This is a genomic window from Streptomyces sp. DS1-CR2, assembly GCF_055760475.1.
Genome location: NZ_CM147085.1, coordinates 4,436,005 through 4,461,329 on the forward strand (window position 1 = coordinate 4,436,005; position 25,325 = coordinate 4,461,329).

A 25,325-nucleotide genomic window follows, 5' to 3' on the forward strand; every position below is an offset into this window, starting at 1 on the left:
CACGGGTACGGTTCCGTCACTGCCACACCAACGCGGCAACGCGGCGGAAATTTCCGCCCAGAATCGCGGCCACGGCATCGTGGGGGTATCCCCGCGCCAGAAGCACCTGCTCGACCGTCAACAACCCTTCCGGGGGCATGAATTTGATCGGCCCCCAACCCGTGTAGCAGTCGGGGAAAAGCTCAGGGCTCTGCTCAAGCATCGCGTTGAAGTCCTCGTGGTCGAACGGGTAGTCGCTCGAGACTCCGACGTGCTCCGGGCCGACGAGGTCGACCGCGTAGTCGATGTGCCGCACCAACGCGTCGACGGTGGCGTCGTTGGGACCAAGAAAGATTCCGACGCCGGTGATGCCGATGACACCGCCTGTGGCGGCACATTCCTTGGCCTGCTGGTCTGTGATGTTGCGGGGGTGGTCCCACACCGAGCGCATGCACGAGTGGCTGTAGATCACCGGCTGCTCGGAGACCTCGCACATGTCCAGGCCGGTACGGGCACCACAGTGCGATCCGTCCGCCACCATGCCGACCGCGTTCATCTCCCGAACCAGCGCCCGGCCATAAGCGGTGAGCCCTTCGTCGACCTCGTCCAGGCAGCCACCGCCCGCCGCGTTTCGGTTGTTGTAGCTGGGTAGCATCGTGCGGACACCGAGGTCATAGAAGTCGCGCACCCGGTCCAGCTGCCCCTCCAGCGGTCCGGAATCCTCGAGGTCGAAGGCGACCGCCACGCTCCCGGTGCGCCTGGCGGCCTCGATGTCTTCGATACTCGCGGCCAACCGCAAACGATCGTCCGCGGTGATCCGCTCCCGCCAGTCGGCGATCAGTCCGGTGACGTCATCAGTGCTGTGGGGCACATAGCCCGCGTTCACTGAAACGAAGCTGCCTCCCGGCCGACTGTAGCGGGCCAGTTCGCCTACATCCGCGTGCCGCTCCAACGGCAGACAGCAGTGCTGCTCCCACAGCAAGAGCGGGCGGCGCGGTCCTGAAGATTCATTCGGCACGGTACGCATCATGCCGTTGTCCCACCGGCTTCGGTAGCCGGGCCCGGAGGGTGAAGCCCGGGCAACGCCTTCCTGGCCCGTTTCCGGCGCCTTCTCTACGGAGTCTGGCGCCAGAGTCTTCTGGTGCGGAAACTTGGGGTGGAGCATCGTGAGGGGCATGGCCGGGGCTGGAGTGCACAGCATCGGCGCTCACCCCGTTGGGCACTCGTCGTAGTGCCGGTAGACGACGACCGGCGCTCCGGAGGGCCGGTCGAAGAAGCCTCTGCGAACCCGTTCCAGCGGTTTGATCACCTGCATACACGCGGGGCACGTCTCGCCCTTGGGGGCGAAGGTGACGTACTCCCAGCCCTTCGCGTCGGTCGTGTCCGCCGTCGTCCTCGCCGTCATGTGCCTGCCTCCCCAGCGTCGCGAGACTCCATGCTTACGCCGCTGGAACACCACTCCCATCTTTATGCTCGTGGTGGACTAAAGATCAGCGAAGGGCCTCCGAGCACTGCCTCAGGAACGCCCGAGCGTCATCGTCGAAGAGGGCCCGTTCCTCGTGGCCGAAGAACTCCTCAAGGTGTGCCGCAATGTCCCGGGGGTCGCGGAAGACCATCACCCCGGTCGACACCTCCACGGTCGCGATGCGATCGTCGTACACGGTGAAGGTATTCAACGGTGCCGGGCTCACGGTGCCGTTCATGGGAATCACGCCAAGCCGCACATTGGGCAGGTGCGTCAGCGACGCCAGGTGATCGATCTGGACGGCCAACGCGTCCGGCGCTACGAGCGGCCAGCGCACGGCCTGCTCGGTCAACAGGAACGTGAACCGCTTCGAGCGGTCGTACAGGGCTTGCTGGCGCTCCAGCTTCTTCGCGATGGCCTTGCTGTGGTCGCCAGGGACGTGGGCGAGGCTCGCCCTGATGTACTCCGGCGTCGACAAGAGACCGGTCACCATCGACAGCAGGAAGTACCGGAGCTCCCACGACGACGCCTCCAGGCCGGCGAGTTCGAGCTGCTTCTTGTCCAGCCCCTTGCGGCGCATGTCCCGCGCGCCCTGCCACTCAGTGTTCGCGATACGGGCAAGCGCCGTAGCTTCCGCGATCAGCCGCGGGGGCGCGTCAACGGCCCTGAGGATCTGCTCCACGTCCACGAGGGACGGCCGGACCTTGCCGCTCTCGATGCGGCTGATCTTGGATTGCGACATGTTGCAGCGCGCCGCGATCCGGACTCCGGAGAGTCCGGATCGCTTACGCAGCGCTTTGAGCAGGGCTGCCAACTCCTCGCTCGACTGCCCCAGTTGCTCTGGCTCGACACTCACCCGGCCGCGTACTCCGTCGCGTACTCCAAGAACGGCACCGACAACTCAACAGCGATCTGTTGGTACTCGATGAACGGCGCCAGGTCGCCCTCATACAGCTCGCGGCTGATCTGCTTACCGTCCGGCTGATAGTGCATGAGGACGACCGTGGTGCGGTCGAACATCCAGAAGTCCTGTACGTCGCCAGGGAGCGGGCTGGGCAGGTCGGTCACGTCGAGGATGCGGATGTCCTCCCCAACCGGAGCTTGGTGCTGGTAGTAGCGCTCGAACTCGAAGCGCAGGTAGTCGCTCAGCGGGCGGCGCACGAGGTGCACTCGGCCGACGCTGCCGCCTGTGGCGCGGGTCCTGGTGATCATCTCCGTCCACGCGTCCTTGTACGGGCCGGGGAACCGCGCTCCGGCCTTGAAGGCGGCGAACTCTTCGGCTTCCTGCGGCACGAGGTATTGCGGCAGAGTCTCAAGCCGCCAGGCTTCGTGCCGGAACTCGCGGAACTTGGCCTGCCACGCGTCACCATCCAAGAGCATCGAATGCCTCCCTGAGCACCGATTCGGGGATTTCCACGAGCCCTTCCCCAGCGGGCGGCGTGAAGACACCGGACACGTCGCCCTGGACGACGAACGAGCCGGAAGCGGTCCGGTAGACGTTGGGGCAGTCTCCCTGACCGCAAGGGCCTCCGTTCCCGTTGCCGTTGTCGTTCCCTGTAAGCCTGATCAGTTCCTCGCGCGCCATGGCGAAACCCCTTGGTCTGCTTACCTAGTTGGGTCGTTGAGCAAGACGGTACGAGGGCTTCCGGGGGACCGTCTATGCACACTCACGACTATGCGCGTTGTCGCATAAAGAGACCCCTCGTCGGACTCGTTGTGCGCGAGCCCAGTGAGTGGTGCTCGTACCCACGCGGACGGCGGTTGGGGTCTTTGGCCGGTGTCCTGTTCGGGTTGGGGTCGGGCATGGTCAGGGGGCCGTACGCTGGCCCGGCAACTCGGGCAGGCTGTGGACCTGCCCGGAATTAGCACGAGTGGCCCCCTGTCCTTGCCCGACGCGGGCCCCGGCCCGAACAGGTGGCTAAAGACCCCATCCGCCGTCCGCCCCAGCCACCGGGGCTCCGGCCCTGTGACCGGATATCGCTCGGGATGCGGGAATGCCTCACGAAGTCGGCGCTGGCCCTGGTAGTGGCCGTCTCGCCGGGACCGGTCGCCGCGTCGGCCGCGCCCGACTGGCTGCGGTCCGTGCGTAGTTCTCCCTTGAACCTGGCCGACCGCATACCGGCTTTGCGGCGCGAGCGGCGGTGGCGTCGCGGAGCAGGGCGGCAGACAGGAGCGGCGCGGCGTCACGGACGCCGCTCCGCGCGGCCCGCGCCAGCGGGCCGCCTTGATTCAGTAAAGAAACTTTGGACGCGCCGCTTGCCGGAGCTTGCCGGAGCTGCTTCGGCCCTGCCGCTGCGGATCGCAAGGGCGCCGCCCGCCTCGTTCTGCTCGTGGAAACCCTTGCTCGCCCTCGACTCCGCTAAGTCGTGCCTTTTGGTGGCTATTTGCATTAGTTAGGCATGGTCTGTGCGCGGGGTCGCAGAAATCTATCCACAGGCGAACCGTTCAAAGATGCTTTCGGGCGCCAACAGGCGTCCAGTCGCGAAAAGTTATCCACAGCCGGCTCTCGTGATTCATTACGCCCAACGGGGTCGACGACTCGTGCATAACGGTTGAAAAGGGGTGATGTGCTGAGCGCCATGACGAAGGGGCGGGTCCGACAGTCACGTTTCGGGCCGCTGCGCCCCTTGGGGGAATGACCACGGGGTGCTGGTGCGCCTGTAGCGCAGAACAGAAAGGAGATGGGCGCGATGCATCGGAAGGACCGCGCAGGCAGATTTCTTCGCCTTTCTTCACCGCAGGGCGGGAGTTCGCCGAATGCTCTCCCGTACTGCGGGATCGAGCCTGACCCAGACCCTCAAGAACAGGCAGATTGCCAGTGGTGGCCGCGATGGTGACTTACCGCGCCACCTACCACGGGCGTTGGTTCCGAACCGTGATCACGGTCGGGCTCATGTGGCGAGTGAGGTGGTGAGCCCTCGGGGCTTGCATGGCGGAGCAGACGAACGGCAGCGAACGACAAGGGGGGCACGTGGACGCGCAGGAACAGAGGATGATCGCGGCCGAGATCGCGGAAATCATCGTGGAAATCGCGGAGTTGAAGCGACTGGCTCTGGAAGTGGCAAAGAACCTGACGGCTACTTCCGAGGCTGCGTGAAGGCAGCGATCTGCTGGAAGATGCCACGCATTTCCTCGACTTGGTCCTTTAGCTCACGCACCTGCTTGGACAGCTCCAAGTATTCGGCGCTGTGTAGCTGTTCCTGCCGGCCTTCTTCCTGCTCCGCGGCGGAAGGCTCCGGTGGGAGAGGGTCCGCAACGAAGTTGCCGCGGCCAACCGCCGTGCGAATCAGTCCCTCGTCGACTAGCACGCGCAGTGCGCTACGCGCGGTCATGTTGGCGAGGCCGTACGCCTTCTGCAGGTCCCGGGAGGACGGAACACGTTCGCCCGGCTGATACTCGCCGCTCCTGATCTTGCGGCGCAGATCATCGGCGACCTGCCGGTACGCCGGATTCCTGGCCGCTTCGACAATGGATAGCCCGTAGTCGAAGCTCTCGCCTGAAACAACCATGCTCCGAGAGTAGCCCGCTTAGCGCACCCATCGCACTAGCCCTGCCAGAGCCACACCAGCCCCCCCCCTAGCATGCTAGCGGTGCGCTAGGAAATGTAGTGGTTGACGCACTGGCGGTCCGTCGTGCACCATCGGGCCTATCGAGACCGAACACGCGGTCGTCGAACACCTCTCCAAGGAGGCACGCCCATGCCCATCCGTGTTGGTTTCGCCCCCGGCGCCGTGCTCATGACGGGCACCGATGCGCAGCTCAAGGTCAACCCGGAGACCCACGCCCCGCAGACCGATCGGGAGACGAACGCCCCTCTCTTCACCGTCCAGTTGATGCTCATGGAGGAGGGCCGCGCAGAGCTGCTCAAGGTGACCGTTCCGGAGACCGGCCTGCCCAACGGACTCAAGCCCGGCGTGATGGTCACCGCCCTGGACCTTTTCGCCAACCCGTGGGCGCGGATCTTCAACGGCAACCTGTCGCAGGGCGTTGCCTACCGCGCCTCGGCCCTGACCCTGGTCCAGCCCGCTACCCCGGCTGCGGCGCCGGTGGCCGAGCAGCCCCCGGCAGACCTGGCGGCCGAACAGCTGAAGCAGACCAGGAAGGCCGCGTGATGCGACTCGGCACCTGCGCCTATCCGCTGGCCAATCCAGCGACTGAAGGGGGACCGCCTCTTCTGCCGCTCACGCTCCTGCTCCGGGTCGCTGCTGCGCTGGTCGCGCACGGTTACCCGGCCCCGGTCTACCGCGACGACCTCTGCGAGCTGGAGCTGTCGCTGGCCCTGTTCATGTACCCCGGCCACGAAAGGAGGGCGGCCGCATGAGTCCCGCCGAGATCGCAGGTCTCGCCCCGATTGCTGCCGGGGCGGGCCTGGCCCTCTTCCTCGTCCTGTTCATCGTCAATGTCGTCCGCTACGTGCAGGCCACCCCTGACATGCGCCGCAGCATCTGGCTGGCCGTTCGTATCCGGTTCCGCTGGGCCAGGCTCGCGCAGATGGCAGGCCTGTCCGTCACGGACAAGAAGCCCACGTTCTCCGCGCAGATCAGCCAGGAGTTCAGCAGCGACAAAACGCGCAAGATCGAGCCGCGCGTCCTGGTCCCCAAGGTCAAGGTGGTGCCGGACGAGTACGGGGTCATCGTCACCGCCACGTGCCTACCCAAAGTGTCCCTGGAGGAGTTCCAGAAGGCGGCCCGCTTCCTGGCTGACGCCTGGGGCTGCGTGCGTGTCTCTGTCACCCCTGCCGACAAGCCCGGACAGGTCACCGTCCGGGCCGTGCGGGAAGACCCGTTGGCCACCGCGACGACCCATGTCCCCACCGGAGAGCCGCCCAAGGACGTCACCCGCTGGGAACTTGGGCTGGACGAGTACGCCATCCCCGCCATCGTCTCCCTGGAGAACGTGCCGGGCATCACGGTGGCCGGCGGCACGGGCAAGGGAAAGACCTCGCTCCTCAACCGTCTGCTGTGCGACTTCGCGCCGTCCCCTCTTGTGCAGTTCGCCGTGATCGACGGCAAGGCATCGGCACCGGAGGAAGGTGACTATGCCTCGATCGCCCCGCGCCTGTTCCGCTTCGTCGGCGACGACCTGAATGCGGCGAACGCCTTCCTGCGGGAGATGGTTGACCTGCGGCGGCGCCGTGTCGCCTTGGTCCGGACCGTGTTCGGCACCGCGAACATCTGGCACCACGGGCCGCGCCCCGACTGGCCGGTGGTCTTCCTCATCGTGGATGAAGCGCACACCTTCCTGCGTGACTACAAGGGCAGCGATTCCGAGACCAAGAAGCTCGCGGCCCTTGCGGCGGAGAACGCGCGGCTGGTGGAGGACCTGGTGAAGAAGGGCCGCTCCGTGGGCCTGGTCACCATCCCCACCACACAGAAGCCCACCGGAGACGCGATCCCCACGTTCATCCGCGACATCTGCCCGGTCGGGCTGTCCTTCGCACAGCGCACCACGGATGCCGCCGTGGCCGCGCTCGGGGACGACATCCGGGACTGGGAGGACGCCAACCCTGTCAACCTCCAGCACCCCTCCTACGTCGGCGTGCTGGTGATGCGAGCCGATGACCGCCCCGGCTTCATCCGGGTGCGCACCCCCTACGTCTCCGACGCGGACACGGCCCGCATCGCAGCGATCAGCAAACACCTCGCTCGCGACCCCGTCGCCCTGCTGGCCAGCCTCGACGGCGGCCCGAACCTTCGCAACGACCACCCCGACGACCCGGATGTGGTCGGCGCCCTGGCCGCATGACGCCGCCTCGCTCCCAAGGTTGTTGAAAGGAGGTGACATATACATGGGTGAAGAACGGGTGACGCAGCGGACCGTAACCGTCGTCATGGCCACCATCGCCCTCCTTGCGTTCGTATTCAGCTTCGGCAACGTGTGGTCCCTGGCGCTGCGCCTGGGCGTGCCCCGCCCCATCGCCCCACTGATCGCCCCCATGGTCGACCTGTCGGTCGTCGGCCTCCTCGTGGGCCTGCGCTACCTGTCCCTTCGGGGAGTGGACGCGAAAAAGCTCAAGGGCGCGACCCGGCTCATGCACCTGTCCGGGCTGCTCACCCTCGCACTGAACATCGCCGAACCCATCGCCGCCGGACACTACGGCCGCGCCGCCCTGGACGCAGTGGCACCCCTGCTACTCCTCGGCTGGGGGGCGGTCGGGCCGCAACTGCTCCGGCACTTCCACACCCTCACCCCTGCCACCGACCCCGTCACCGAGCCTGCGCCGGACGCCACCCCTGTCCCGGCCCTGGTTCCCGACCCAGGCCCGGCAGCAGGCGAGTTGCTGCCCACCGTCGACACCCCGGCCGAACCCCCGGCCCCGGTCATCCAGGCCGACGCCCCGGCCCCCACCGCGGTCCAGGCTCTGGCCGTGTCAATCCCGCCCGCCCTGGTCGACGCGGCCCGCTCCATCGCCGACCAGCACCAGGCCGCCCACGGGCAAGCCATCACCCCGGCGCAGCTGCGAACCCGCCTCGGCGTCTCCCTGCCGCTGGCCACCGCCGCGCACGCTCAGCTCTGAACCTGAGCACCCCGCCGGCCTTCCACCCGGCGTGCCTCCTGACCGCTGGCCCCTGGCCACGGTTTCCCCTGCCCCGAGCCGCACGCGTGGCCACCCCTGCCTTCGTGCGGTTCGGGGCCCAACTCCCGCACGCTGCATTGAGAGGAACGCCACCCCCATGACTACGAACCTGGACCTGACCCACGTGGCGGACCCAGCCGTACGAGACCTCCTCCAACTCGTACAACTCCACGACTTCAACCGCATACAGGCACAGATCGAGCACCTGGCCGGATGCGCCCAACCCATCCAACTCACCGGATACAGCGCCACTCTGAACGGGGTCACCGGTGAAGCCCTGCACGTCTTCAACACCGACGACGAACCCAGCGGCCGCCTCCTGGTCTCCTGCGGCAACCGCCGCGCCTCGCGCTGCGCGTCCTGCTCACGCACCTACGCGGGCGACACCTTTCACCTGATCCGCGCGGGCCTATCCGGCGGCAAGGAAGTCCCGGAATCCGTAGGAACGCATCCGCGGGTGTTCGCCACCCTCACCGCCCCCTCCTTCGGTCCCGTCCACAACCGGCCCGGCGGCGCCAAGCGTCGAGCCTGCCGCTGCGGCGAGTGGCATATGAAGGACGACCCCGCCTTGGGCACACCCCTGGACCCCATCACCTACGACTACGCAGGCGCCGTGCTGTGGAACGCCCACGCCTCCGCCCTGTGGGCCCGCTTCACCACCTACCTGCGCCGCCAAATTGCCGCCCGCCTCGGCCTCTCACAGCGCGGCCTGGCCGACGTCCTGCGCGTCTCCTTCGCCAAGGTTGCCGAGTACCAAAAGCGCGGCCTCGTCCACTACCACGCAGTCATCCGCTTTGACGGACCCGACGGCAGCACCACACCCCCGCCGGCCTCCGCCACCACCAGCCTCCTCATCGACGCCGTGCAAGAGGTCGCCACACGCGTCAGCCTCACCCTGGAAACGGACGCGGTCGGGGAGCGGAAATTCACTTGGGGCCACCAGATCGACGTACGGGAAATCAGCGGCTTCGGCAGCGAAGCCGAACTCACCGACCAGGCTGTTGCCGCCTACGTCGCCAAGTACGCCACCAAAGGCGCCGAAGACTCCGGCACCGTCGACGCTCCCGTCTTCTGCACCATGTGCCAAGGCCGCGGGCGACGCGCAGGCGGCGACTGCCGCGCCTGTCACGGTACCGGGGAAGGCGTCCGGCTGCGGTTCCTTGCCATCACCCGGCACATGCGGCAGATGGTCCGAACCGCCTTCGAGCTCGGACGGCTCGCGGAGTTCGGCCACCTCAAGCTCTGGAAATGGGCCCACATGCTCGGCTTCCGGGGCCACTTCTCCACCAAATCCCGCGCCTACTCCACCACCCTCGGCGCGCTCCGCGACGTACGCCGAGCCTGGCGCCAGGCAAAGGCCCGCGCCCACCTCGGCCTGCCAGAGGGCGATACAGACACGAGTCTCGTCACCGAATCCGCCTGGGCCTTCCTCGACATCGGCTACAGCCCCGGCGAAGAACTCCTCGCCGCCCAGGTCCGCCACGAACGCGCATGGGCTCGAAAGCTCAAGGCGGAGGGAGGCGATCACGAATGACAACGGCCGTCCTGACCGTGGCCCAGGTCGCCGAACACCTCCACATCAGCCGCTGGAAGGTCCACGACCTGATCCGCTCCCGCGAACTCGCCTCCTTCAAGGTCGGTCGCTGCCGCCGCATCAGCGAAGCCGCCGTGCACGACTACGTGTCCCTCCGCACAGAACAGGAAGCCGCCTGATGGCCAAGCCGAAGAAGAACGCCAACAACGAGGGCACCATCTACCAGCGCAGGGACGGCCGCTGGGAGGGCAGCGCCTACGTGCTGGCGACCGATGGCACATACAAGCGGCGCAGCGTCTACGGCAAGACCTGGGACGAAGCGCACGAGAAGCTGACCAAGCTCAAGGCCGACTCCCTCAACGGCCTCCCGGTCGCCACCAGCAAGATGACGATCGCCGAGTATCTGGCGTATTGGCTGGCGAACGTTGCCCAGGGCAAGGTGCGCAGGACGACGTACGTCAACTACGAGTCCCTCGTCCGCAACTACGTCACCACGGAATTCGGCAAGAAGAAGCTGGTCCGTCTTACCGCTCGCGACATACGCGCATTCCTCGCCAAGACGGCCGCCACCTGCCAGTGCTGCGCGCAGGGCAAGGACAGAAAGCGACCGGAGCACAAGCGGCGCTGCTGCGCCCTTGGCAAGTGCTGCAAGAAGCTCGCCTCGGACCGGACCGTGCGCTTCCTACTGGTGATCATGCGTGCCGCTCTCCAGCACGCCGTGCGTGAGGACGAACTGCCCCGCAATGTGGCCCGGAACGTGGAGCTGAGCATGGGAACGAAGCGCGAGATCGAACCGCTCACGGCCAAGGAAGGGCGTCAGCTACTGACGACGGCCCGGGAAAACCGGCTGTGGGCCGCCTACGAGCTGGCGGTCCGCATCGGTCTGCGGCGCGGTGAACTGCTGGGACTGCGCTGGTCGGACGTGGATCTCCACGAAGGCGTCCTCACTGTCCGGCAGGCTCTACAGCGAGTCGGCGGCGAACTGCTGATCGTCGCGCCGAAGACGCAGCGCTCGGCCCGTCGCGTGGCCCTGCCGTCCGAGTGCGTGACCGCCCTCCGTGCTCAGCGCGCCCAGCAGATCGCCGACCGGAAGGGAGCGGGCGACGCCTGGAAGGGGACCGGCCATGGCCTCGTCTTCACCACCAGGAACGGGACCCCCATCGAGCCGCGCAACCTGAACCGCTCCTTCGAGGCGCTGAGCACCCGGGCCGGCGTCCGCAAGGTCCGATTCCACGACCTGCGCCACACCTGTGCCTCGCTCCTCCACGAACAGGGCGCCGACGCCCGCATGATCATGGAAGTCCTCGGTCACAGTTCGATCCGCGTAACCATGGACATCTACACCTTCGTGCGGCTCGACTCGCAGCGCTCGGCGTTCGATCGCGTAGGGGATGCCCTGAGGGGTGACGGCAACAGCCCGGACGATGACGACGGTGCGGCCGGTGTCCCGACAGCCGTCTGATTCGCTCCTGAAGGCGGTTGCCGTCAAACACTGCCGTCAAGACAAACGCCAGGGGCCCTGTGGATCGCTCCACAGGGCCCCTGGTCTGATGTGCACTCGGCAGGATTCGAACCTGCAACCTTCTGATCCGTAGTCAGATGCTCTATCCGTTAAGCTACGAGTGCTTGTTCTGTTTTTGCCTCGGTCCCGGCCCCTTCGGCCCGTTCCCGGCGACAGGAAGAACATTACATGACTGCCGCCGCCATGTGAAATCCGTTTGCCGCACCCCTTGTGAGCTGGGCAAACACCGTCTTGCGGGTCCGAAACGCCGAAGCCCCGGTCCATCAGGACCGGGGCTTCGGATCTTGGAGCGGAGGCGGAGGGATTTGAACCCTCGATGGGCTTGAAGGCCCAAACCGCATTAGCAGTGCGGCGCCATAGACCGGACTAGGCGACGCCTCCAGCACGACCCCCGCGCGAGCGCGAGTGGTGCGTCCAGATGATGACACAGCATCGCGCGGTGTCACCAATTGGCCCCCACGGTACTAGGCGTCCAGGCCGGAGAGCAAAGCCCTTCTGTTCGCCCTCGTGTCCTGGGACCCACCGCAACATCGCGGGCCGCCCGGCGTTAGACGCGGTGGAGCCGCTCGTGACGGTGCGGTTCCTCAGTCTTCCCTTCTGACTCATTCGTGGAGCCCTCATGTTGCTGCGCCGCATCGCCCTCACCGCCACCGCCTCCGCCGCCGCGCTCTGCGCGGTCCCCGCCGCCGCCCACGCCGACACGGGTCCGCTCGGCCTCCCTCAGTTGTTCGCCAAGCCCGCCGTCCAGGACCGGCTACGGGTCGCCGTCACCGGCACGGGTGACGGAAGGGACGGGACGTACGAGCTGGAGTGCGGACCCTCGGGCGGTACCCATCCCGAACCCGTGAACGCTTGCGCGCGGCTCGACGAGCTGTCCGCGAACGGCCGCGACCCGTTCGCGCCGAGCTCGTCGGGCTCCCGGTGCACGATGCAGTACGGAGGCCCCGCGACCGCCCGCATCACCGGAACGTGGCACGGCCGGCCCGTCGATGCGACGTACAAGAGGACCGACGGCTGTGAGATCTCGCGGTGGCAGGGACTCGTTCCCGTACTGCCCGCTACCGGTCCGTGAACGAGCGCGGGCCATTTGTGCGGGGAGCGTGCCAAGGTGCGGCGCGCCGCCGGACACCCTGTGACCAGGCATATGCCCCCGCATGCCCCGCCGTCACACGGCCGGGGAGGGCCTCGCCCTCACGCATCTTCATTCCAAGGGCACATCTTCCGCGTGCGACCTCCCTCTCATCCGGCGCCGCGAGCACAACCTCTGCCCGTAGACTCCCTCCCGTGACATGCCGCGAGCCACGTAGGAAGATGGCTCGCGCGGTCGGCAAAGTGCGGTAATCAGGGAGGAAGCGTCGTCGTGAGCAGCAGGCCATCCCGAGGCGCTGCTCGCCTCGCAGCCATACTCGACGCGCTCCCGGACGCGCTGGTGCTGGTCAACGCCAACGGGACCGTCGTCAACGCGAACACCATCGCTCTGGAGGCCTTCGAGGCCCCGGGCACCGCCCTCGTGGGGCGCGGACTGCTCGATCTACTGCCCGAGTTCGACTCGCGGCTCATCCCCGGATCGATGCGCAGGCCCGACACGACGGACGAGCGCGGGCGCACCAAGCCGACCCGGATGACGGCCCGCCGCACCGACGGCAGCGAGTTCCCCGTCGAGGTCACGAGCGCCAATCTCGCCGACGGCCGCGACGCCGTCGACGGCTACGGCAACAGCTCGTACGGGTCCTACGGCGGCGCGGCCGAGCTGCTGATGCTCGTCGTGCGCGACCTGTCGGGGACCGTCGACACCGAGGCCGAACTCGCGCGTTCGCAGCGCCAGACCGAGATGATCCTGCGCGCCGCCGCCGAGGGCGTCATCGGCACCGACACCGACGGCCGGATCGTGCTCGTCAACCCGGCCGCCGCGCAGATCCTGGGGTTCCGCGCCAGCGACCTGGGCGGGCAGGAGCTGCACGCGCTCGTCCTCCACTCCCGCGCCGACGGCGAGCCGTTCCCGTACGAGGAGTCCCCGCTCGCCGACACCCTGCGGTCCGGGCGCAAGCACCGGGTGCGCGGGCAGGTCCTGTGGTCGAAGAGCGGCGCGCAGGTGCCCGTCGACATGACGACGGCGCCCGTCCGCGACGGTGACCAACTGGTCGGCGCCGTGATGACGTTCACCGACCGGCGGCCCTACGACGAGCTCGTCCTGGCGCACGCGGAGGAGATCGACCGGCGCGACAAGGAGACGGAGCGAGTCGCCACGGAGCACGCGGAGACGCTCGCGCGCACCGTCGAGGAGCATGAGGCGCAGACCGCGCGTGCCGAAGAGGAGCACGCCGCCGAGCTCGCCACGATCACCGAGCAGCACACCGAGGAACTCTCCGCCGAGAAGGACCGGATCGCCGCGCTCGCCGAGCGCGAGAAGGACCGTTACGAGGCACTCGCGGCCCGGCACGAGCAGCTCCTCGCCGTCCTCGGCCAGTCGCTGCGCGGCCCTCTCGACGAACTGCGCGGCCAGCTCACCACTCTGGCCGCGGACGACGCGGGCCAGCTGTGGCCCGAGGCCAACCAGATCCTGCACCATCTCGCGGCCGGCTACAGCCGCATGACCACGCTCGTCGACAACGTGCTCGGCTACCAGCTCCTCGACTCCGGCGACGCACAGCTGACCCGTACGAATGCGATGCTCGACGCGGTCGTCGCCGCGGGCGTCGACGGGGCGGTCGAGCTGATCGGGCCCGGGCGCGCACAGTTCGCCGTGCACGCCCCGCCCATCGAGGCCGAGGTCGACGCGGCGCGCCTGGCCACCGCGCTCGCCCACCTCGTCGCGGACGTCGCAGGGATCGACGCCACCGGCAACGCGCGCGTGGGCTCCGTACCGACCAGCGGCGTCGGCGGATACGTGGACTCGACGATCGTCGTGGCGGCGGCGCTGCGCGGCGAGAGCGTCCGTATCGAGGTGCGCGGGCCCTACACGGGCGGCGACCCGGTGCACGAGCCCATCGTGCGCGGCATCGTGCGGGCGCACGGCGGCGTGCTCCAGACGCACGAGGTGCCCGGGATGAGCGGCAGCGCGTACGTGCTCGAGGTGCCGATCGGGGGCGGGGCCGGGGCGGTTCCGGTGGCTGATCCTTCGGGTGTTGTCGGGGCGGGTGTTGTCGGGGCGGCTGTTCCCGGTACGGCTGTCGAGGTCGCGTCGCAGGCCATGGCCGTGGCCGGAGCGGGGCTGCCCGAGCAGGCTTCGGGTACGCGCGGCGGGCGGCGGCGGGCCCGGCGGGCTTCGGGCGCGTCGGTGGACTCATTCTTGGAGAGCGGTGTCGCGGGGGCCGTGGGTGCCGTGCCGGACGCCGACGAGGCCGGGCAGGGTGTCGGTGGCTCGGAGGCTGCCGCTCCGACCGGGCGACGCAGGCGGCGGGCCGAGGAGGGCGCGAGCCCGGGAACGCCCGGGAGCGCTCAGGGGCAGCTGCCGGCGCAGGCCACGCAGACTCCGGCCGGCGGGACGCCTGCGGGTGACGCGGGCGCCGGGACCGGCACGGGGCGTCGGCGTGGGCGGCCCAATCCGGCCGAGGTCGCCGTTCCTGAGGGAACCGCTGGTCCCGGTGCCGCTGAGGGTTCCGTGATGACCGCTGCCGAACACGCCGCCGGAGCCCCCGCCCTGGGCGAGACCGTGCCGCCGCAAGGTGTGCCGGTCGGAGCGTCCTCGGGCCGGCGGGCCCGGCGCAACGCGGAGCCGGCCGCGCTGCCTGCCGGTGGTTCGGGTCAGGCCGGGGCTTCCGATGCGTCTCAGGCCGGGCAGAACGTCCCCGCCGGGCGTCGCGCACGCCGCACTCTCGGCAGCGCCCCGGAGCGGGAAGCCGAGCAGAGCAGCACCGCGCGCACCGTATTCGCGCTCCCGCCCGCTGAGGCCGACCGGACGACGCCTGAGCCGGATGCCGCTACGGACGCCGGTAGGGGTGCTGACGGCGAGCGGCACGACGCCGCGCAGGGTCACCCCTCCGACCACCACACTCCGCCGCAGCCGCACCCTGTCCAGACGGTTCCGGCGGCGCGCGCCGCGCTGCCGCCGGAGAACGGTGCCAGGCCCCGCGCCGCGCAGCCCCTCCCCGCCGAGGCCCCGTCGGCAGACCCCAACTCGAGTCAGGGCCGCGCCATAAGCGTACGAACGCTGGGGCAGGGCGTTCCCTTCGGACGTCAGATCGCCGAGCAGCAGCGCCCGCCGCGGCCCCAGCCGGCGGCCCCCGGCACGGCCCAGCCGCCGGCGAGCCCACAGCCCAGTTCACCGGCGGCCGCACAGCCGAACCGCGCGAACCAGCCCAGCCAGGCGAACCCGGCCAACCCGGCGACAGGCAAGCAGCCCGGTCCGCAGGCGAAGCAGGCGTCCGGCACGCAGGGCGGCGCGCAAGGCGGTCCGTCCGGCCCGAAGTCCGGGCAGCAGCCCGTTCAGTCAGCCGGCGGCAACCCGTCGCTCCAGGTCCCGCTGCCTCCCCAGGTCCCGCAGCCCGCGGCTGCCCCGCAGGAGCAGACGCAGCACACGCTCGGCGGCTCCGGTCGCCGGCGCAGGCTGTCCACCCGGCCCGATCCCGCCGGCACCCAGCCGGAGACCGCGGCCCGCCCGCACCCGCAGGCCCCGTCACAGTCGTCGCCGGCGCAGCCGAAGGCTCAGCCCCAGACGCCGTCCGGCCAGTCCCAGCCCGGTCAGCCCCAGTCACTTCTGTCGTCGTCATCGGAGGGCCGAGGACGTTCGTACGCGATCGGCGCCCCCGACCAGGACGCCGATGAGGGACCCGAGCCGCTGGACGGGCCCGGTGGCGCCGTCGAGCTGGCGGTCCGGCCCCAGCCGCAGCCGATGGACGACGAGCTGCCCCCGGAGCCGCTCGACAACCCGCGCCGGCTCCTGGTCTGGCCCGCGCCCGACGCCACCACGCAGCAGGCCCTGAGCGACCGCGGCTACCGCCCGGTGACCGTGCACTCACGCGAGGAGGTCGACGCGCAGATCGCGGCCTTCCCCGCCGCGCTCTTCGTCGACCCGCTGACCGGACCCATCACTCGCACCGCGCTCCAGTCGCTGCGCCAGGCCGCCGTCGCCGCCGAGGTTCCCGTCCTGGTGACGGCCGGGCTCGGACAGGCGACGCGCGAGGCCGCGTACGGGGCCGATCCCGCCGTCCTGCTGAAGGCCCTCGCGCCTCGGGACAGTGAGCAGCACCCCTCGCGTGTGCTGCTCATCGAGGAGCGCGAGGAGATCGCGCTCGCGCTCACCGCGACGCTTGAGCGGCGCGGGATGCAGGTCGCGCGGGCGGGTTCCGACGCGGACGCGGTGACGCTGGCCGCGCAGATGCGGCCGAACCTGGTGGTGATGGACCTGCTCCAGGTGCGTCGCAGGCGCGCAGGGATCGTCGACTGGCTGCGCGCGAACGGCCAGTTGAACCGCACGCCCCTCGTCGTCTACACCGCCGCCGTCGAGGAGGCCGAGCTGCCGCGCCTGGCCGCGGGCGAGACCGTCCTGTTCCTGGCGGAGCGTTCGACGAGCGACGAGGTACAGGGCCGGATCGTGGACCTGCTCGCGAAGATCGGCACCAACTGAGCACCCGCGACTGACACACCCACAACTGGCAAACAGGGGCGGCCCGTTCGGGCTGCCCCTGTTTCACGTGAAACCGTCGCTGAGCTGTGGGCTCAGAGCCGCGTGATGTCCAGCTCCCCTTCGGCGTACTGCTTGCGCAGCACCTTCTTGTCGAACTTGCCGACGCTCGTCTTCGGCACCGCGGTGATCACCGTCCAGCGCTCCGGGAGCTGCCACTTGGCGACCTTCTCGCCGAGGAACGCGCGCAGGGTCTCGAAGTCGGCGCTCGCGCCGTCCTTCAGGACCACGGTGGCGAGCGGGCGCTCGCCCCACTTCTCGTCGGGCACGGCCACAACGGCCGCCTCGGCGATGTCCGGGTGGGACATCAGGGCGTTCTCGAGGTCGACGCTGCTGATCCACTCACCACCGGACTTGATGACGTCCTTGGCGCGGTCGGTGAGGGTGAGGAAGCCGTCGGGGCTGATCGTGCCGACGTCGCCCGTCTTGAGCCAGCCGTCGTCGCTGAACTTGTCGCCGGGACGCAGCGGTTCACTGTCGGGGCCCGAGTAGTACGCACCCGCTATCCACGGCCCGCGGACCTCCAGCTCACCGGCCGACTCGCCGTCCCAGGCCAGCAGCTCGCCGTCGGGGCCCGAGAGCCGCGCCTCGACGCCGGCCGGGAACCGGCCCTGGGTGAGGCGGTACGCGAACTCCTCGTCGGTGCCGACCGCCGCGGCCGGCGGCCGGGCGACCGTACCGAGGGGAGACGTCTCTGTCATGCCCCAGGCGTGGCAGACCCGCATGCCGAGCTCGTCGAAGGCCTTCATGAGCGAGGGCGGACAGGCCGAGCCGCCGATGGTGACCTGCCCGAGCGAACTCACGTCGCGAGGCCTCGCGGTGAGCTCCGCGAGCAGGCCCTGCCAGATGGTGGGGACGGCCGCCGCGTGCGTGGGGCGCTCGCTCTCGATCATCTCGGCGAGCGGCGCGGGCTGGAGGAAGCGGTCCGGCATCAGCATGTGCACGCCGGTCATGAACGTCGCGTGCGGCAGACCCCACGCGTTCACATGGAACTGCGGCACCACGACGAGCGAGGTGTCCTCGTCGGTCAGGCCCATGGACTGCGTCATGTTGACCTGCATGGAGTGCAGGTAGATCGAACGGTGCGAGTAGACGACGCCCTTGGGGTCGCCGGTGGTGCCGGAGGTGTAGCAGAGCGCGGCGGCCTGGCGCTCGTCGAGCTGCGGCCAGTCGTACGTGACCGGCTTTCCGGCGATGAGCTCCTCGTACTCGTGGACCTGGGGGCGCGCTCCGTCGAGGAGCGAACGGTCGCCGGGACCGGAGACGACGATGTGCTCCACGCCTGTGAGGGACGGCAGGAGCGGCGCGAGCAGCGGCAGCAGGGAGCCGTTGACGATGATCACGCGGTCGGCGGCGTGGTTGACGATCCACACCAGCTGGTCGGCGGGAAGCCGCAGGTTCAGGGTGTGCAGTACGGCGCCCATGGAGGGGATCGCGAAGTAGGCCTCGACGTGGTCCGCGTTGTTCCACATCAGGGTCGCCACGCGGTCGTCGTCCACGATGCCGAGGTCGTCGCGCAGAGCGTGCGCCAGCTGGGCGCTGCGGTCGCCGATCTCGGCGAAGCTCCGGCGCTGCGGCCCGCTCTCACCGGTCCAGGTGGTCACCTGGGACGTGCCGTGGATCGTCGCCCCATGGGTCAGGATCCTCGAGATCAGCAGTGGTACGTCCTGCATCGTGCTCAGCACGGCGTCCTCCCGGTGGGCGCTACGGCGCAGTAATGTTCCGCCGATTCTCACTGCATACCAGTCGGTATGTCACTAGCCCCGGGAATGATCGATCAGAGAGTCGTCCAGCTCAGCTCCGAGCCGGGCGCAGTTCCGGGTCCTCGCGGAGCTTGCCGAGGGCCCGCGACACCGCGCTCTTGACCGTGCCGACAGACACCCCGAGCACCTCGGCCGTCTGAACCTCGCTCAGATCCTCGTAGTACCGCAGGACGACCATCGCGCGCTGACGGGCCGGCAGTTTCATGATTGCGCGCCACATCGCGTCGTGCAGGGCCTGGTGCTCAGCGGGGTCCGCCGCTGCCACGGTCTCCGGCTCGGGCAGCTCGTCGCAGGCGAACTCGTCGACCTTCCGCTTACGCCACTGCGACGTACGCGTGTTCAGCAGGGCCCGGCGCACGTAGCCGTCGAGCGCGCGGTGGTCCTCGATGCGGTCCCACGCCACATACGTCTTGGTGAGCGCGGTCTGGAGCAGGTCCTCGGCATCGCACGGGTTCGCCGTCAGCGACCGGGCGGTCCGCAGCAGCACGGGCTGCCGCGCCCGCACGTACGACGCGAACGACGGGTACGACTTGTGCGGTCCGTACGGCGTCGTGGGGGCGGCCGGCGTGTACGGCGCGGGGTGGGACGAGTGAGGCGTCATCGCGGCTCGCGGCGCGCTGCGCGTCGCGGCATCCGATGCACTGGAGCAGACAGGCGCCATGGTTGCGGTCATGGCTCCACGCTAGGAGCGCCCCCTACCCTCGCGGATCGGCCGGAGGTCCCGAAGCGGTGTCCGCCTCAGGTTGTAGGAGTGGTGGTATCCCCACCTCCTGAAGGTGGAGGACGCGGCACGCACCCCTGAGGGTTCATCCCTGAGAGCCATTCCATGGGCTTCGCTCCACCTGCCACTCCCGCGGACCGGGACGGCTCATCGGATGCGGGCCACCGGCGCGTGCACCAGATTCCGGTCGATGACGAGAGTCCGCCCGCCGTGCCGCTCCTTCACGTTCCCCACGTACTGGTGGATCCTGCGCTGCTGGCTCCAGGCGGATCGCCACAGCACGGGCTCCCGGGACAGCCGGGCCGCGTGTGCCAACGCGCGAACCAGATCACCGACGGCAGATCCCGCACCCCCGCCCGCGCCACGGCCCGCATGTGCGCCGCCCCGGAGTCGGCACCGCTGTAGAACCCGGCACGTACCCCGTCCCGCGCACCTGCCGGTCCCGGCCCGCACAAAGGCGAGCGTCGTGCGGGCGCACTTCTTCTGCCGGTACTCGGATGCCTCCATGTCGAGATAGAGCGGGCTGCCCGGCCGGATGCCGACGGCCCACGCCCTGCGTACGGCGTCCCGCCCCTCCCGCACTCCCTCGTTCCAGGCGTGCCGGCCGATGCGGTGGACCTTCTTGGGCCGCCCGACCGCACACGGCGACTGCGAACCGGCGTACACCGGCAGCACCCGCCACGCCAGCCGCTGAACCCCCTTCATCCAACGGGGCCCGAGCCGGGGCAGATGAGGACAGGTTCGCCCACGGCCCCCGTAGTACACGCCCGCCGCCCCGTACTTCGACGCCCGGCACCGCCGCATGGTGTCGCGGGACGGCGCCATGCAGGTGTCGAACGCCAGCCCGCGGAACGTCCGCGGGTTGGAGAGCGAGGGCGGCAGCAGGGGTTCGGAGAAGGGGCCACCGGCGGGGGGCCGGGCCGGGCGACCGGGGCCGGGGCCAGGGCCGGTTCCGGGACACACCCCGCGTTCAGCCGTCCGCTCCCAGAATCAGACCCGATGTGGGGACGCCGGTCCCCGCGGTCACCAGCGCCGTGGCGGCGCCGGCTATCTGGTTCACCGCCGTGCCCCGCACCTGCCTGACGGCCTCCGCTATGCCGTTCATCCCGTGCAGGTACGCCTCGCCGAGCTGCCCGCCGTGCGTGTTGAGCGGGAGCCGTCGCTCCGCCACGAAGTCCGCCGCCTCACCCGGCCCGCAGAAGCCGAACTCCTCCAGCTGCATCAGCACGAACGGTGTGAAGTGGTCGTAGAGGATCCCCACGTCTATCTCGCCCGGCGTCAGCCCCGCCGACCGCCACAACTGCCGTGCCACGACTCCCATTTCGGGCAGGCCCGTCATGTCGTCCCGGTAGAAACTCGTCATCTGCTCCTGGTTGCGCCCGGCCCCCTGGGCCGCCGCCGTGATCACGGCGGGCCGGTGCGGCAGGTCGCGGGCCCGCTCGACGCTGGTGACGACGATCGCCTGCCCGCCGTCGGTCTCCTGACAGCAGTCGAGCAGCCGCAACGGCTCCACGATCCACCGCGACGCCGCATGGTCCTCCAGCGTGATCGGCTTCCCGTGGAAGTACGCCGCCGGATTGGTGGCCGCGTACGCGCGGTCCATGACAGCGACATGGCCGAACGCCTCCGGGCCCAGGCCGTACGCGTGGAGATAGCGCTGCGCCGCCATCGCCACCCACGACGCGGGCGTGAGCAGCCCGAACGGCAGTGCCCAGCCGAGCGCCACCCCCTCCGCCGACGGCTCCCGATGCTGCACCCCGGAGCCGAACCTTCTGCCGGAGCGCTCATTGAACGCCCGGTAGCAGACGACCACTTCGGCCACCCCGGTCGCCACGGCGAGCGCGGCCTGATGCACTGTGGCGCAGGCTGCACCACCGCCGTAGTGGACCCGGGAGAAGAAGGAGAGATCCCCCATCCCGGCCGCCTGCGCGACGGTGATCTCCGGGCTGGTGTCCATGGTGAACGTGACCATGCCGTCCACGTCGGCGGGGGAGAGCCCGGCGTCGTCCAGCGCCGCCCCCACCGCCTCCACCGCCAGCTTCAGCTCACTGCGCCCGGAGTCCTTGGAGAACTCGGTCGCCCCGATCCCGACGATCGCCGCCCGCCCGCCAAGACTGTCCTTCGCCCGCACACTCATGCCGGCCTCCCCGACACCGAGGGACGGGACGGCGTGCTCGGAGGGCTCGGGGGGCTCGGCGTGCCCGGGAGGCTCGGGAGGGTGACTGTCACCGACCCGGTGACGTGCTTGCCCAGCCCGTTGGCCCCGACGATCCGCACCACCACCGTGGCACCCCTGCCCTCGGACTCGCTCCCGTGCCCGCTCCCGCCGGCGGCCCCCTCCTGGACGTCAGCCACCGTCCCGGTCAACACCATGGTGTCTCCTGGGTAGTTGGGTGCGCCCAGCCGTATCGCGACCTTGCGCAGAACCGCTGTGGGGCCGAAGTGATCGGTGACGTAACGGCCGACGAGTCCGTTCGTCGTCAGGATGTTCATGAAGATGTCGGGGGAGCCCTTCTCCTTGGCGAGCTCCGCGTCGTGGTGCACGTCCTGGTAGTCACGGGACGCGATGGCCCCGGAGACGACCAGCGTCCGGGTGACCGGAATCTCCAGCGGCGCCAGCTCCGTGCCGACCCCCACAGCTACCTCCGCCATGGCGACTTCCCCCTCCTCCTGATCCATTCCCTCCCCCTCCGCCTTCACTTCCGCGCCCACGTCATCTCCGCCCCCTTCGCACCGCTCCCGTCGTCTCCGGCAATCAAGTCGCCGAGCTCCGCGAGCAGTTCACCCCCGCATCCCAGATAGGCGTCGAGCTGTCGGCCCCACAGAAAATGCCGGTGCACGGGATGCTCCAGGTCGGCGCCCATGCCGCCGTGCAGATGCTGCCCGGCGTGCACGACCCGTCTGCCCGCCTCCGATGCCCACCAGGCCGCGGTCAGCGCATGTCCCGCGTACGGCAACCCCTCGTCCCGTCGCCATGCCGCCTCGTACGCGGTGACACGGATGGCCTCCGTATCCATATAGGCGTCAGCTGCCCGGAGTTGGACCCCCTGCTTAGCGGCGAGTGGTCTCCCGAACTGCTCCCGCTCGTTCGTGTACTCCACGGCCCGCGCCAGAGACCCCGCGCAGACCCCGGCCTGGAGCCCCGCGAACGCGGTCCGCGCCATCGCCAGCACATCGTCGTACGCACCGGCCCCGCCGAGCCTCTCCGCCGGCGCCCCGTCGAGAACGAGCCGGCCCGCCGACCAGGGCGCGCTGAGCTCGACCGCATCGCAGCCGGCATCGGCCGTACGCACTCTCCACAGACCCCGGTCGGCCGTCGCGACCAGAACCCAGGACGCGTCCCGAAGCCACGGAACCCAGGGCACCACCCCCGTGAGCCGCCCCGCGCCCCCACCGGTCCCTGTTTCCCCTGCTTCCCTTGCTTCCCTTCCCTCTCCTTCCTCCGCGCCGTCGACCCGCACTCCGGCCTGCGCCGGAAACGCCCCCGTGGCCACCTCCGTCCCGTCCCGCAGACCCAGCAGCAACCGGTCCCGCTGCTCGGAGGTGCCGTGCCCCGCCACCGCGAGCAGCCCGTACACGCAACTGGCGGCGAACGGCACCTGCGCCGTCGTCCGGCCCTGCTCCTCCAGCATCAGCACGAGTCCGAGCAGCCCGGTCTCCTCCACCGCCCCCGGCAGACCGGCGGAGCCGAGCGCCTTCCACAGCTCGGGGTCCGTGCCGGTGCCGGCCGCCGCGAGACGCTCGGGGGTCGACAGGTCACCGAAGATCCGCGCGGCCAGACCGGCGGCGGCCGCCTGGTCCTGCGTAGGCGTGAAGTCCACGTCAGCCCTCCCCTCCCGCAACGACACCCGAACCGTCGCCGGCCCGGAAGACCGGCAGCTCCAACTCCTCGTCCACCCGCAGAAATTCGAGCCGTACCGGCATCCCTATCCGGACCTTGTCGTACGGGACCCCGACCACATTGCTGATGATCCGGACGCCTTCGGCCAGCTCGACCAGACTCACCGCGTACGGCGGGTCGAAGGCCGGGAAAGGCGGGTGGTGCATCACCACGTACGAGAAGACGGTTCCCTCGCCGCTCGCCTCGACCGTGCCCCAGTCCTGCGAGGCGCATGCGCCGCACCCCGGCAGCCAGGGAAAGCGCAGCGTCCCGCACCCCTCGCAGCGCTGGATGAGGAGACGGTGCTCACGGACCCCTTCCCAGAACCCCGCGTTGTCCCGGTTCACCACCGGACGGGGCCGCAGGGCCCGCTGCTCCCGCGCTCCTCCCACCGCACGCCCTGCCCGCGCCGGGGGAGCGTACTTGAGGATCCGGAAGCGATGCGTCCCGGCGAGCTCGCCGTCCGCCCTGACATCCATGCGCGTCGTGACGAAGTGCCCCGTGCCCAGCTTCGTCGTCTTGCGGTCGGACACCGACTCGATCACCGCGTCGAAAGTGATCGTGTCACCGGGCCGCAGCGGACGCAGATACTCCTGCTCGCAGTCGGTGGCGACGACCGAGGTGTACCCCGCGCCGTCCAGCAGCGCGAACAGTTCGTCGTAAGCGCCGCTGCGCCCCTGGTGCCCGGAGAGCCCACCCATCGTCCAGGCCTGGAGCATGGTCGGCGGCGCTATGGCGTCGGGCCCCTCGTACGCGGGATTGGTGTCACCCATCGCCTCGCACCAGTGCCTGATCATCGGCACGTTGACCAAGTCCTTGCCGACCCCCGCGGTGGCCGCGGGCAGCCCTTCGAAGGCCTTCAGCGCCTTGTACGTCATCTCGCTCGTCACCGCCGCCCCCTCCTCATTCCGAGCCGCATCGTCGCGACGATCTCCCGCTGCACCTCGCTCACGCCGCCCCCGAACGTGTTGATCTGCGCCGCCCTGTTCATCCGCTCCAACTCCCCCTCCGCCGTCCCGCCCCGAGCACCACCGCCCGACCCACCACCGGCCCCAGCGCCCGCGTCCCCACCAGCCCCGCCCCCGAACGCCCCAGGCGACCCGGCTCGAACCAGCGCCGCGTCGCCCGCGATCTCCTGACACATCCGGTACACCTCGACCGCCGATTCGGTTCCCATGAATTTCACGCCGCTCGCGTCGCCCGGCGCGAGCCGCCCCGCCCCGACATCCCCCACCAAACGCCAGTTGAGCAGGCGCGTTGCCGCCAGACGGGCATGCACTTCGGCCAGTCGCGACCGCACCCACGGCAGGTCGATCCGGCGTTCCCCCGTCACCGGATCGGGTGAACGAACCGCTTCGAGCACCGCCGCATAGAAGTCCTCCGCCTGCATCCCGATCGCGGCGAGCGCGACCCGCTCATGGTTGAGCTGATTGGTGATGAGACCCCAGCCGCCGTTCTCGTCCCCGACGAGATGCGAGGCGGGAACGCGGATCCCGTCGTAGTACGTGGCGGTGGTGGTCAGCCCGCCGACGGTCTCGATGGGCGTCCAGCTGAAGCCGGCGGCGTCCGTCGGCACGAGAATGATCGAGATGCCCTGGTGCTTGGCGGCTTCGGGGTCCGTGCGGCAGGCCAGCCAGATCCAGTCGGCGTTCTGCGCGTTCGACGTGAAGATCTTCTGCCCGTCGATGATCCAGTCGTCGCCGTCGCGGACCGCCCGCGTCCGCAGTGAGGCAAGATCGGTCCCCGCCGACGGCTCGCTGTACCCGATCGCGAAGACCAGCTCCCCCTTGAGGATCCGCGGCAGGAAGTACGCCTTCTGCTCCTCGGTCCCGTACTTGATCAGGGTCGGTCCGACGGTGTTCAGGGTCACCATGGAGACCGGTGCGCCCGCGCGGTACGCCTCGTCGAAGAAGACGAACTGCTCGTCGGGGCCCCGGCCTCGGCCGCCGTACTCGACGGGCCAGCCGAGCCCGAGGAGGCCGTCGGCACCGATGCGGCGCAGCAGGCGCCGCTGGGCCGTTCGATCGTCGTGGGCGGGCGGCCCGTCCGGCATCAGTTCCCGGAAGTAGGCGCTCAGTTCGGCGCGGAGTTCATGCTGGCGCTCGGTGGGGGCGAGGTGCACGGCGGCGGCCCTCCCGGACCTCGTACGAACAAGGGTCTCTGACCGTCTGCTTCTGTCGAAGCTTTCTGACTGACCGTCAGATTCGGTACGACTGTCCGTCAGGTTCGGTACGGGTGTCAAGGGATCAGCACGCGCGCGT

The 25,325-nt window shown here is 69.6% G+C and carries 24 protein-coding genes and 2 tRNA genes; 10 read left to right on the forward strand and 16 right to left on the reverse strand.

Going from position 1 to position 25,325, the window contains the following annotated elements:
* Nucleotides 1-16: 16 nt before the first annotated feature.
* The 5 genes from ACY0PA_RS21370 to ACY0PA_RS21390 all read right to left on the reverse strand — a co-directional run bounded on the left by ACY0PA_RS21370 (nucleotide 17) and on the right by ACY0PA_RS21390 (nucleotide 3,029).
* A complete protein-coding gene (locus ACY0PA_RS21370; protein ID WP_473086102.1) occupies nucleotides 17-1,144 on the reverse strand; it encodes a dipeptidase in 1,128 nt (375 codons plus the stop codon).
* A 42-nt stretch (nucleotides 1,145-1,186) separates the two neighbouring features.
* Nucleotides 1,187-1,384: a hypothetical protein gene (locus tag ACY0PA_RS21375; RefSeq protein ID WP_473086103.1), complete on the reverse strand. Its 198-nt coding sequence runs from the start codon at nucleotides 1,382-1,384 to the stop codon at nucleotides 1,187-1,189.
* A gap of 85 nt (nucleotides 1,385-1,469) precedes the next feature.
* On the reverse strand, nucleotides 1,470-2,300 hold the full coding sequence (locus ACY0PA_RS21380) for a helix-turn-helix domain-containing protein (protein ID WP_473086104.1): 831 nt from the start codon (nucleotides 2,298-2,300) through the stop codon (nucleotides 1,470-1,472).
* Nucleotides 2,297-2,824: a DUF6879 family protein gene (locus tag ACY0PA_RS21385; RefSeq protein ID WP_473086105.1), complete on the reverse strand. Its 528-nt coding sequence runs from the start codon at nucleotides 2,822-2,824 to the stop codon at nucleotides 2,297-2,299. The genes ACY0PA_RS21380 and ACY0PA_RS21385 overlap by 4 nt, the downstream gene beginning before the upstream one ends.
* Complete coding sequence (locus tag ACY0PA_RS21390) at nucleotides 2,808-3,029, reverse strand: hypothetical protein (RefSeq protein WP_473086106.1); 222 nt, start codon at nucleotides 3,027-3,029, stop codon at nucleotides 2,808-2,810. The genes ACY0PA_RS21385 and ACY0PA_RS21390 overlap by 17 nt, the downstream gene beginning before the upstream one ends.
* A 1,344-nt stretch (nucleotides 3,030-4,373) precedes the next feature.
* Here ACY0PA_RS21390 and ACY0PA_RS21395 point away from each other — a divergent pair.
* Nucleotides 4,374-4,541 carry a hypothetical protein gene (locus ACY0PA_RS21395; protein WP_473086107.1) on the forward strand — a complete coding sequence of 56 codons (168 nt, stop codon included), beginning with the start codon at nucleotides 4,374-4,376 and terminating at the stop codon, nucleotides 4,539-4,541.
* On the opposite strand, the gene ACY0PA_RS21400 is transcribed toward ACY0PA_RS21395, so the two are convergent.
* Nucleotides 4,522-4,953, reverse strand: coding sequence for a GntR family transcriptional regulator (locus ACY0PA_RS21400; protein ID WP_473086108.1), 432 nt, complete (start codon nucleotides 4,951-4,953; stop codon nucleotides 4,522-4,524). The genes ACY0PA_RS21395 and ACY0PA_RS21400 overlap by 20 nt on opposite strands.
* A gap of 189 nt (nucleotides 4,954-5,142) precedes the next feature.
* On the opposite strand from ACY0PA_RS21400, the gene ACY0PA_RS21405 reads away from it, so the two are divergent.
* The 7 genes from ACY0PA_RS21405 (at nucleotide 5,143) to ACY0PA_RS21435 (ending at nucleotide 11,017) form a co-directional block, all read left to right on the forward strand.
* Nucleotides 5,143-5,556, forward strand: coding sequence for an SCO3933 family regulatory protein (locus ACY0PA_RS21405; RefSeq protein ID WP_473086109.1), 414 nt, complete (start codon nucleotides 5,143-5,145; stop codon nucleotides 5,554-5,556).
* Entirely contained in the window at nucleotides 5,556-5,765 is a 210-nt protein-coding gene (locus ACY0PA_RS21410) for a hypothetical protein (RefSeq protein WP_473086110.1), read from the forward strand. The genes ACY0PA_RS21405 and ACY0PA_RS21410 overlap by 1 nt, the downstream gene beginning before the upstream one ends.
* On the forward strand, nucleotides 5,762-7,189 hold the full coding sequence (locus ACY0PA_RS21415; RefSeq protein ID WP_473086111.1) for an FtsK/SpoIIIE domain-containing protein: 1,428 nt from the start codon (nucleotides 5,762-5,764) through the stop codon (nucleotides 7,187-7,189). Before ACY0PA_RS21410 ends, ACY0PA_RS21415 begins: the two co-directional genes overlap by 4 nt.
* 43 nt (nucleotides 7,190-7,232) lie before the next feature.
* Complete coding sequence (locus ACY0PA_RS21420) at nucleotides 7,233-7,961, forward strand: DUF2637 domain-containing protein (protein ID WP_473086112.1); 729 nt, start codon at nucleotides 7,233-7,235, stop codon at nucleotides 7,959-7,961.
* A 157-nt stretch (nucleotides 7,962-8,118) separates the two neighbouring features.
* Nucleotides 8,119-9,555: a replication initiator gene (locus tag ACY0PA_RS21425; RefSeq protein ID WP_473086113.1), complete on the forward strand. Its 1,437-nt coding sequence runs from the start codon at nucleotides 8,119-8,121 to the stop codon at nucleotides 9,553-9,555.
* Nucleotides 9,552-9,734: a helix-turn-helix domain-containing protein gene (locus ACY0PA_RS21430; RefSeq protein ID WP_473086114.1), complete on the forward strand. Its 183-nt coding sequence runs from the start codon at nucleotides 9,552-9,554 to the stop codon at nucleotides 9,732-9,734. Before ACY0PA_RS21425 ends, ACY0PA_RS21430 begins: the two co-directional genes overlap by 4 nt.
* A complete protein-coding gene (locus ACY0PA_RS21435; protein ID WP_473086115.1) occupies nucleotides 9,734-11,017 on the forward strand; it encodes a site-specific integrase in 1,284 nt (427 codons plus the stop codon). The genes ACY0PA_RS21430 and ACY0PA_RS21435 overlap by 1 nt, the downstream gene beginning before the upstream one ends.
* A gap of 91 nt (nucleotides 11,018-11,108) precedes the next feature.
* Here ACY0PA_RS21435 and ACY0PA_RS21440 read toward each other — a convergent pair.
* Together ACY0PA_RS21440 and ACY0PA_RS21445 are read right to left on the reverse strand one after the other, a co-directional pair.
* A tRNA-Arg gene (locus ACY0PA_RS21440) sits at nucleotides 11,109-11,181 on the reverse strand.
* Nucleotides 11,182-11,367: 186 nt separating this feature from the next.
* Nucleotides 11,368-11,458, reverse strand: a tRNA-Ser gene (locus tag ACY0PA_RS21445).
* A 241-nt stretch (nucleotides 11,459-11,699) separates the two neighbouring features.
* On the opposite strand from ACY0PA_RS21445, the gene ACY0PA_RS21450 reads away from it, so the two are divergent.
* Nucleotides 11,700-12,149: an SSI family serine proteinase inhibitor gene (locus ACY0PA_RS21450; protein WP_473086389.1), complete on the forward strand. Its 450-nt coding sequence runs from the start codon at nucleotides 11,700-11,702 to the stop codon at nucleotides 12,147-12,149.
* A 288-nt stretch (nucleotides 12,150-12,437) separates the two neighbouring features.
* The gene (locus ACY0PA_RS21455; protein ID WP_473086116.1) at nucleotides 12,438-16,643 is read left to right on the forward strand and encodes a PAS domain-containing hybrid sensor histidine kinase/response regulator; all 4,206 of its coding nucleotides are present in this window, start codon (nucleotides 12,438-12,440) and stop codon (nucleotides 16,641-16,643) included.
* Nucleotides 16,644-16,735: 92 nt separating this feature from the next.
* Here ACY0PA_RS21455 and ACY0PA_RS21460 read toward each other — a convergent pair whose 3' ends face one another.
* The 8 genes from ACY0PA_RS21460 to ACY0PA_RS21495 all read right to left on the reverse strand — a co-directional run bounded on the left by ACY0PA_RS21460 (nucleotide 16,736) and on the right by ACY0PA_RS21495 (nucleotide 25,186).
* Entirely contained in the window at nucleotides 16,736-18,385 is a 1,650-nt protein-coding gene (locus ACY0PA_RS21460; protein ID WP_473086117.1) for a long-chain fatty acid--CoA ligase, read from the reverse strand.
* A gap of 109 nt (nucleotides 18,386-18,494) precedes the next feature.
* On the reverse strand, nucleotides 18,495-19,136 hold the full coding sequence (locus ACY0PA_RS21465; protein ID WP_473086118.1) for a SigE family RNA polymerase sigma factor: 642 nt from the start codon (nucleotides 19,134-19,136) through the stop codon (nucleotides 18,495-18,497).
* Between the two features lie 195 nt (nucleotides 19,137-19,331).
* Nucleotides 19,332-20,009, reverse strand: a complete 678-nt coding sequence (locus ACY0PA_RS21470) for a glycoside hydrolase domain-containing protein (protein ID WP_473086119.1) — start codon at nucleotides 20,007-20,009, stop codon at nucleotides 19,332-19,334.
* A 145-nt stretch (nucleotides 20,010-20,154) separates the two neighbouring features.
* Entirely contained in the window at nucleotides 20,155-21,321 is a 1,167-nt protein-coding gene (locus ACY0PA_RS21475; protein ID WP_473086120.1) for a lipid-transfer protein, read from the reverse strand.
* Nucleotides 21,318-21,821 (reverse strand): MaoC family dehydratase, encoded by a 504-nt coding sequence (locus tag ACY0PA_RS21480; RefSeq protein WP_473086390.1) that lies wholly within the window; start codon nucleotides 21,819-21,821, stop codon nucleotides 21,318-21,320. Before ACY0PA_RS21480 ends, ACY0PA_RS21475 begins: the two co-directional genes overlap by 4 nt.
* Before the next feature lie 59 nt (nucleotides 21,822-21,880).
* Complete coding sequence (locus ACY0PA_RS21485) at nucleotides 21,881-23,005, reverse strand: acyl-CoA dehydrogenase family protein (RefSeq protein WP_473086121.1); 1,125 nt, start codon at nucleotides 23,003-23,005, stop codon at nucleotides 21,881-21,883.
* Nucleotide 23,006: 1 nt separating this feature from the next.
* On the reverse strand, nucleotides 23,007-23,942 hold the full coding sequence (locus ACY0PA_RS21490; RefSeq protein WP_473086391.1) for a bifunctional MaoC family dehydratase N-terminal/OB-fold nucleic acid binding domain-containing protein: 936 nt from the start codon (nucleotides 23,940-23,942) through the stop codon (nucleotides 23,007-23,009).
* An 8-nt stretch (nucleotides 23,943-23,950) separates the two neighbouring features.
* Complete coding sequence (locus ACY0PA_RS21495) at nucleotides 23,951-25,186, reverse strand: acyl-CoA dehydrogenase family protein (protein WP_473086122.1); 1,236 nt, start codon at nucleotides 25,184-25,186, stop codon at nucleotides 23,951-23,953.
* Between the last annotated feature and the right edge of the window lie 139 nt (nucleotides 25,187-25,325).

Coding starts and splice junctions, on each gene's coding strand:
- ACY0PA_RS21415 (WP_473086111.1), top strand. CDS start 5,762: ATGAGTCCCGCCGAGATCGCAGGTCTCGCCCCGATTGCTGCCGGGGCG.
- ACY0PA_RS21400 (WP_473086108.1), bottom strand. CDS start 4,953: ATGGTTGTTTCAGGCGAGAGCTTCGACTACGGGCTATCCATTGTCGAA.
- ACY0PA_RS21430 (WP_473086114.1), top strand. CDS start 9,552: ATGACAACGGCCGTCCTGACCGTGGCCCAGGTCGCCGAACACCTCCAC.
- ACY0PA_RS21395 (WP_473086107.1), top strand. CDS start 4,374: ATGGCGGAGCAGACGAACGGCAGCGAACGACAAGGGGGGCACGTGGAC.
- ACY0PA_RS21410 (WP_473086110.1), top strand. CDS start 5,556: ATGCGACTCGGCACCTGCGCCTATCCGCTGGCCAATCCAGCGACTGAA.
- ACY0PA_RS21370 (WP_473086102.1), bottom strand. CDS start 1,144: ATGCTCCACCCCAAGTTTCCGCACCAGAAGACTCTGGCGCCAGACTCC.
- ACY0PA_RS21435 (WP_473086115.1), top strand. CDS start 9,734: ATGGCCAAGCCGAAGAAGAACGCCAACAACGAGGGCACCATCTACCAG.
- ACY0PA_RS21405 (WP_473086109.1), top strand. CDS start 5,143: ATGCCCATCCGTGTTGGTTTCGCCCCCGGCGCCGTGCTCATGACGGGC.
- ACY0PA_RS21375 (WP_473086103.1), bottom strand. CDS start 1,384: ATGACGGCGAGGACGACGGCGGACACGACCGACGCGAAGGGCTGGGAG.
- ACY0PA_RS21470 (WP_473086119.1), bottom strand. CDS start 20,009: ATGGCGCCGTCCCGCGACACCATGCGGCGGTGCCGGGCGTCGAAGTAC.
- ACY0PA_RS21390 (WP_473086106.1), bottom strand. CDS start 3,029: ATGGCGCGCGAGGAACTGATCAGGCTTACAGGGAACGACAACGGCAAC.
- ACY0PA_RS21420 (WP_473086112.1), top strand. CDS start 7,233: ATGGGTGAAGAACGGGTGACGCAGCGGACCGTAACCGTCGTCATGGCC.
- ACY0PA_RS21475 (WP_473086120.1), bottom strand. CDS start 21,321: ATGAGTGTGCGGGCGAAGGACAGTCTTGGCGGGCGGGCGGCGATCGTC.
- ACY0PA_RS21425 (WP_473086113.1), top strand. CDS start 8,119: ATGACTACGAACCTGGACCTGACCCACGTGGCGGACCCAGCCGTACGA.
- ACY0PA_RS21465 (WP_473086118.1), bottom strand. CDS start 19,136: ATGACCGCAACCATGGCGCCTGTCTGCTCCAGTGCATCGGATGCCGCG.
- ACY0PA_RS21385 (WP_473086105.1), bottom strand. CDS start 2,824: ATGCTCTTGGATGGTGACGCGTGGCAGGCCAAGTTCCGCGAGTTCCGG.
- ACY0PA_RS21490 (WP_473086391.1), bottom strand. CDS start 23,942: ATGACGTACAAGGCGCTGAAGGCCTTCGAAGGGCTGCCCGCGGCCACC.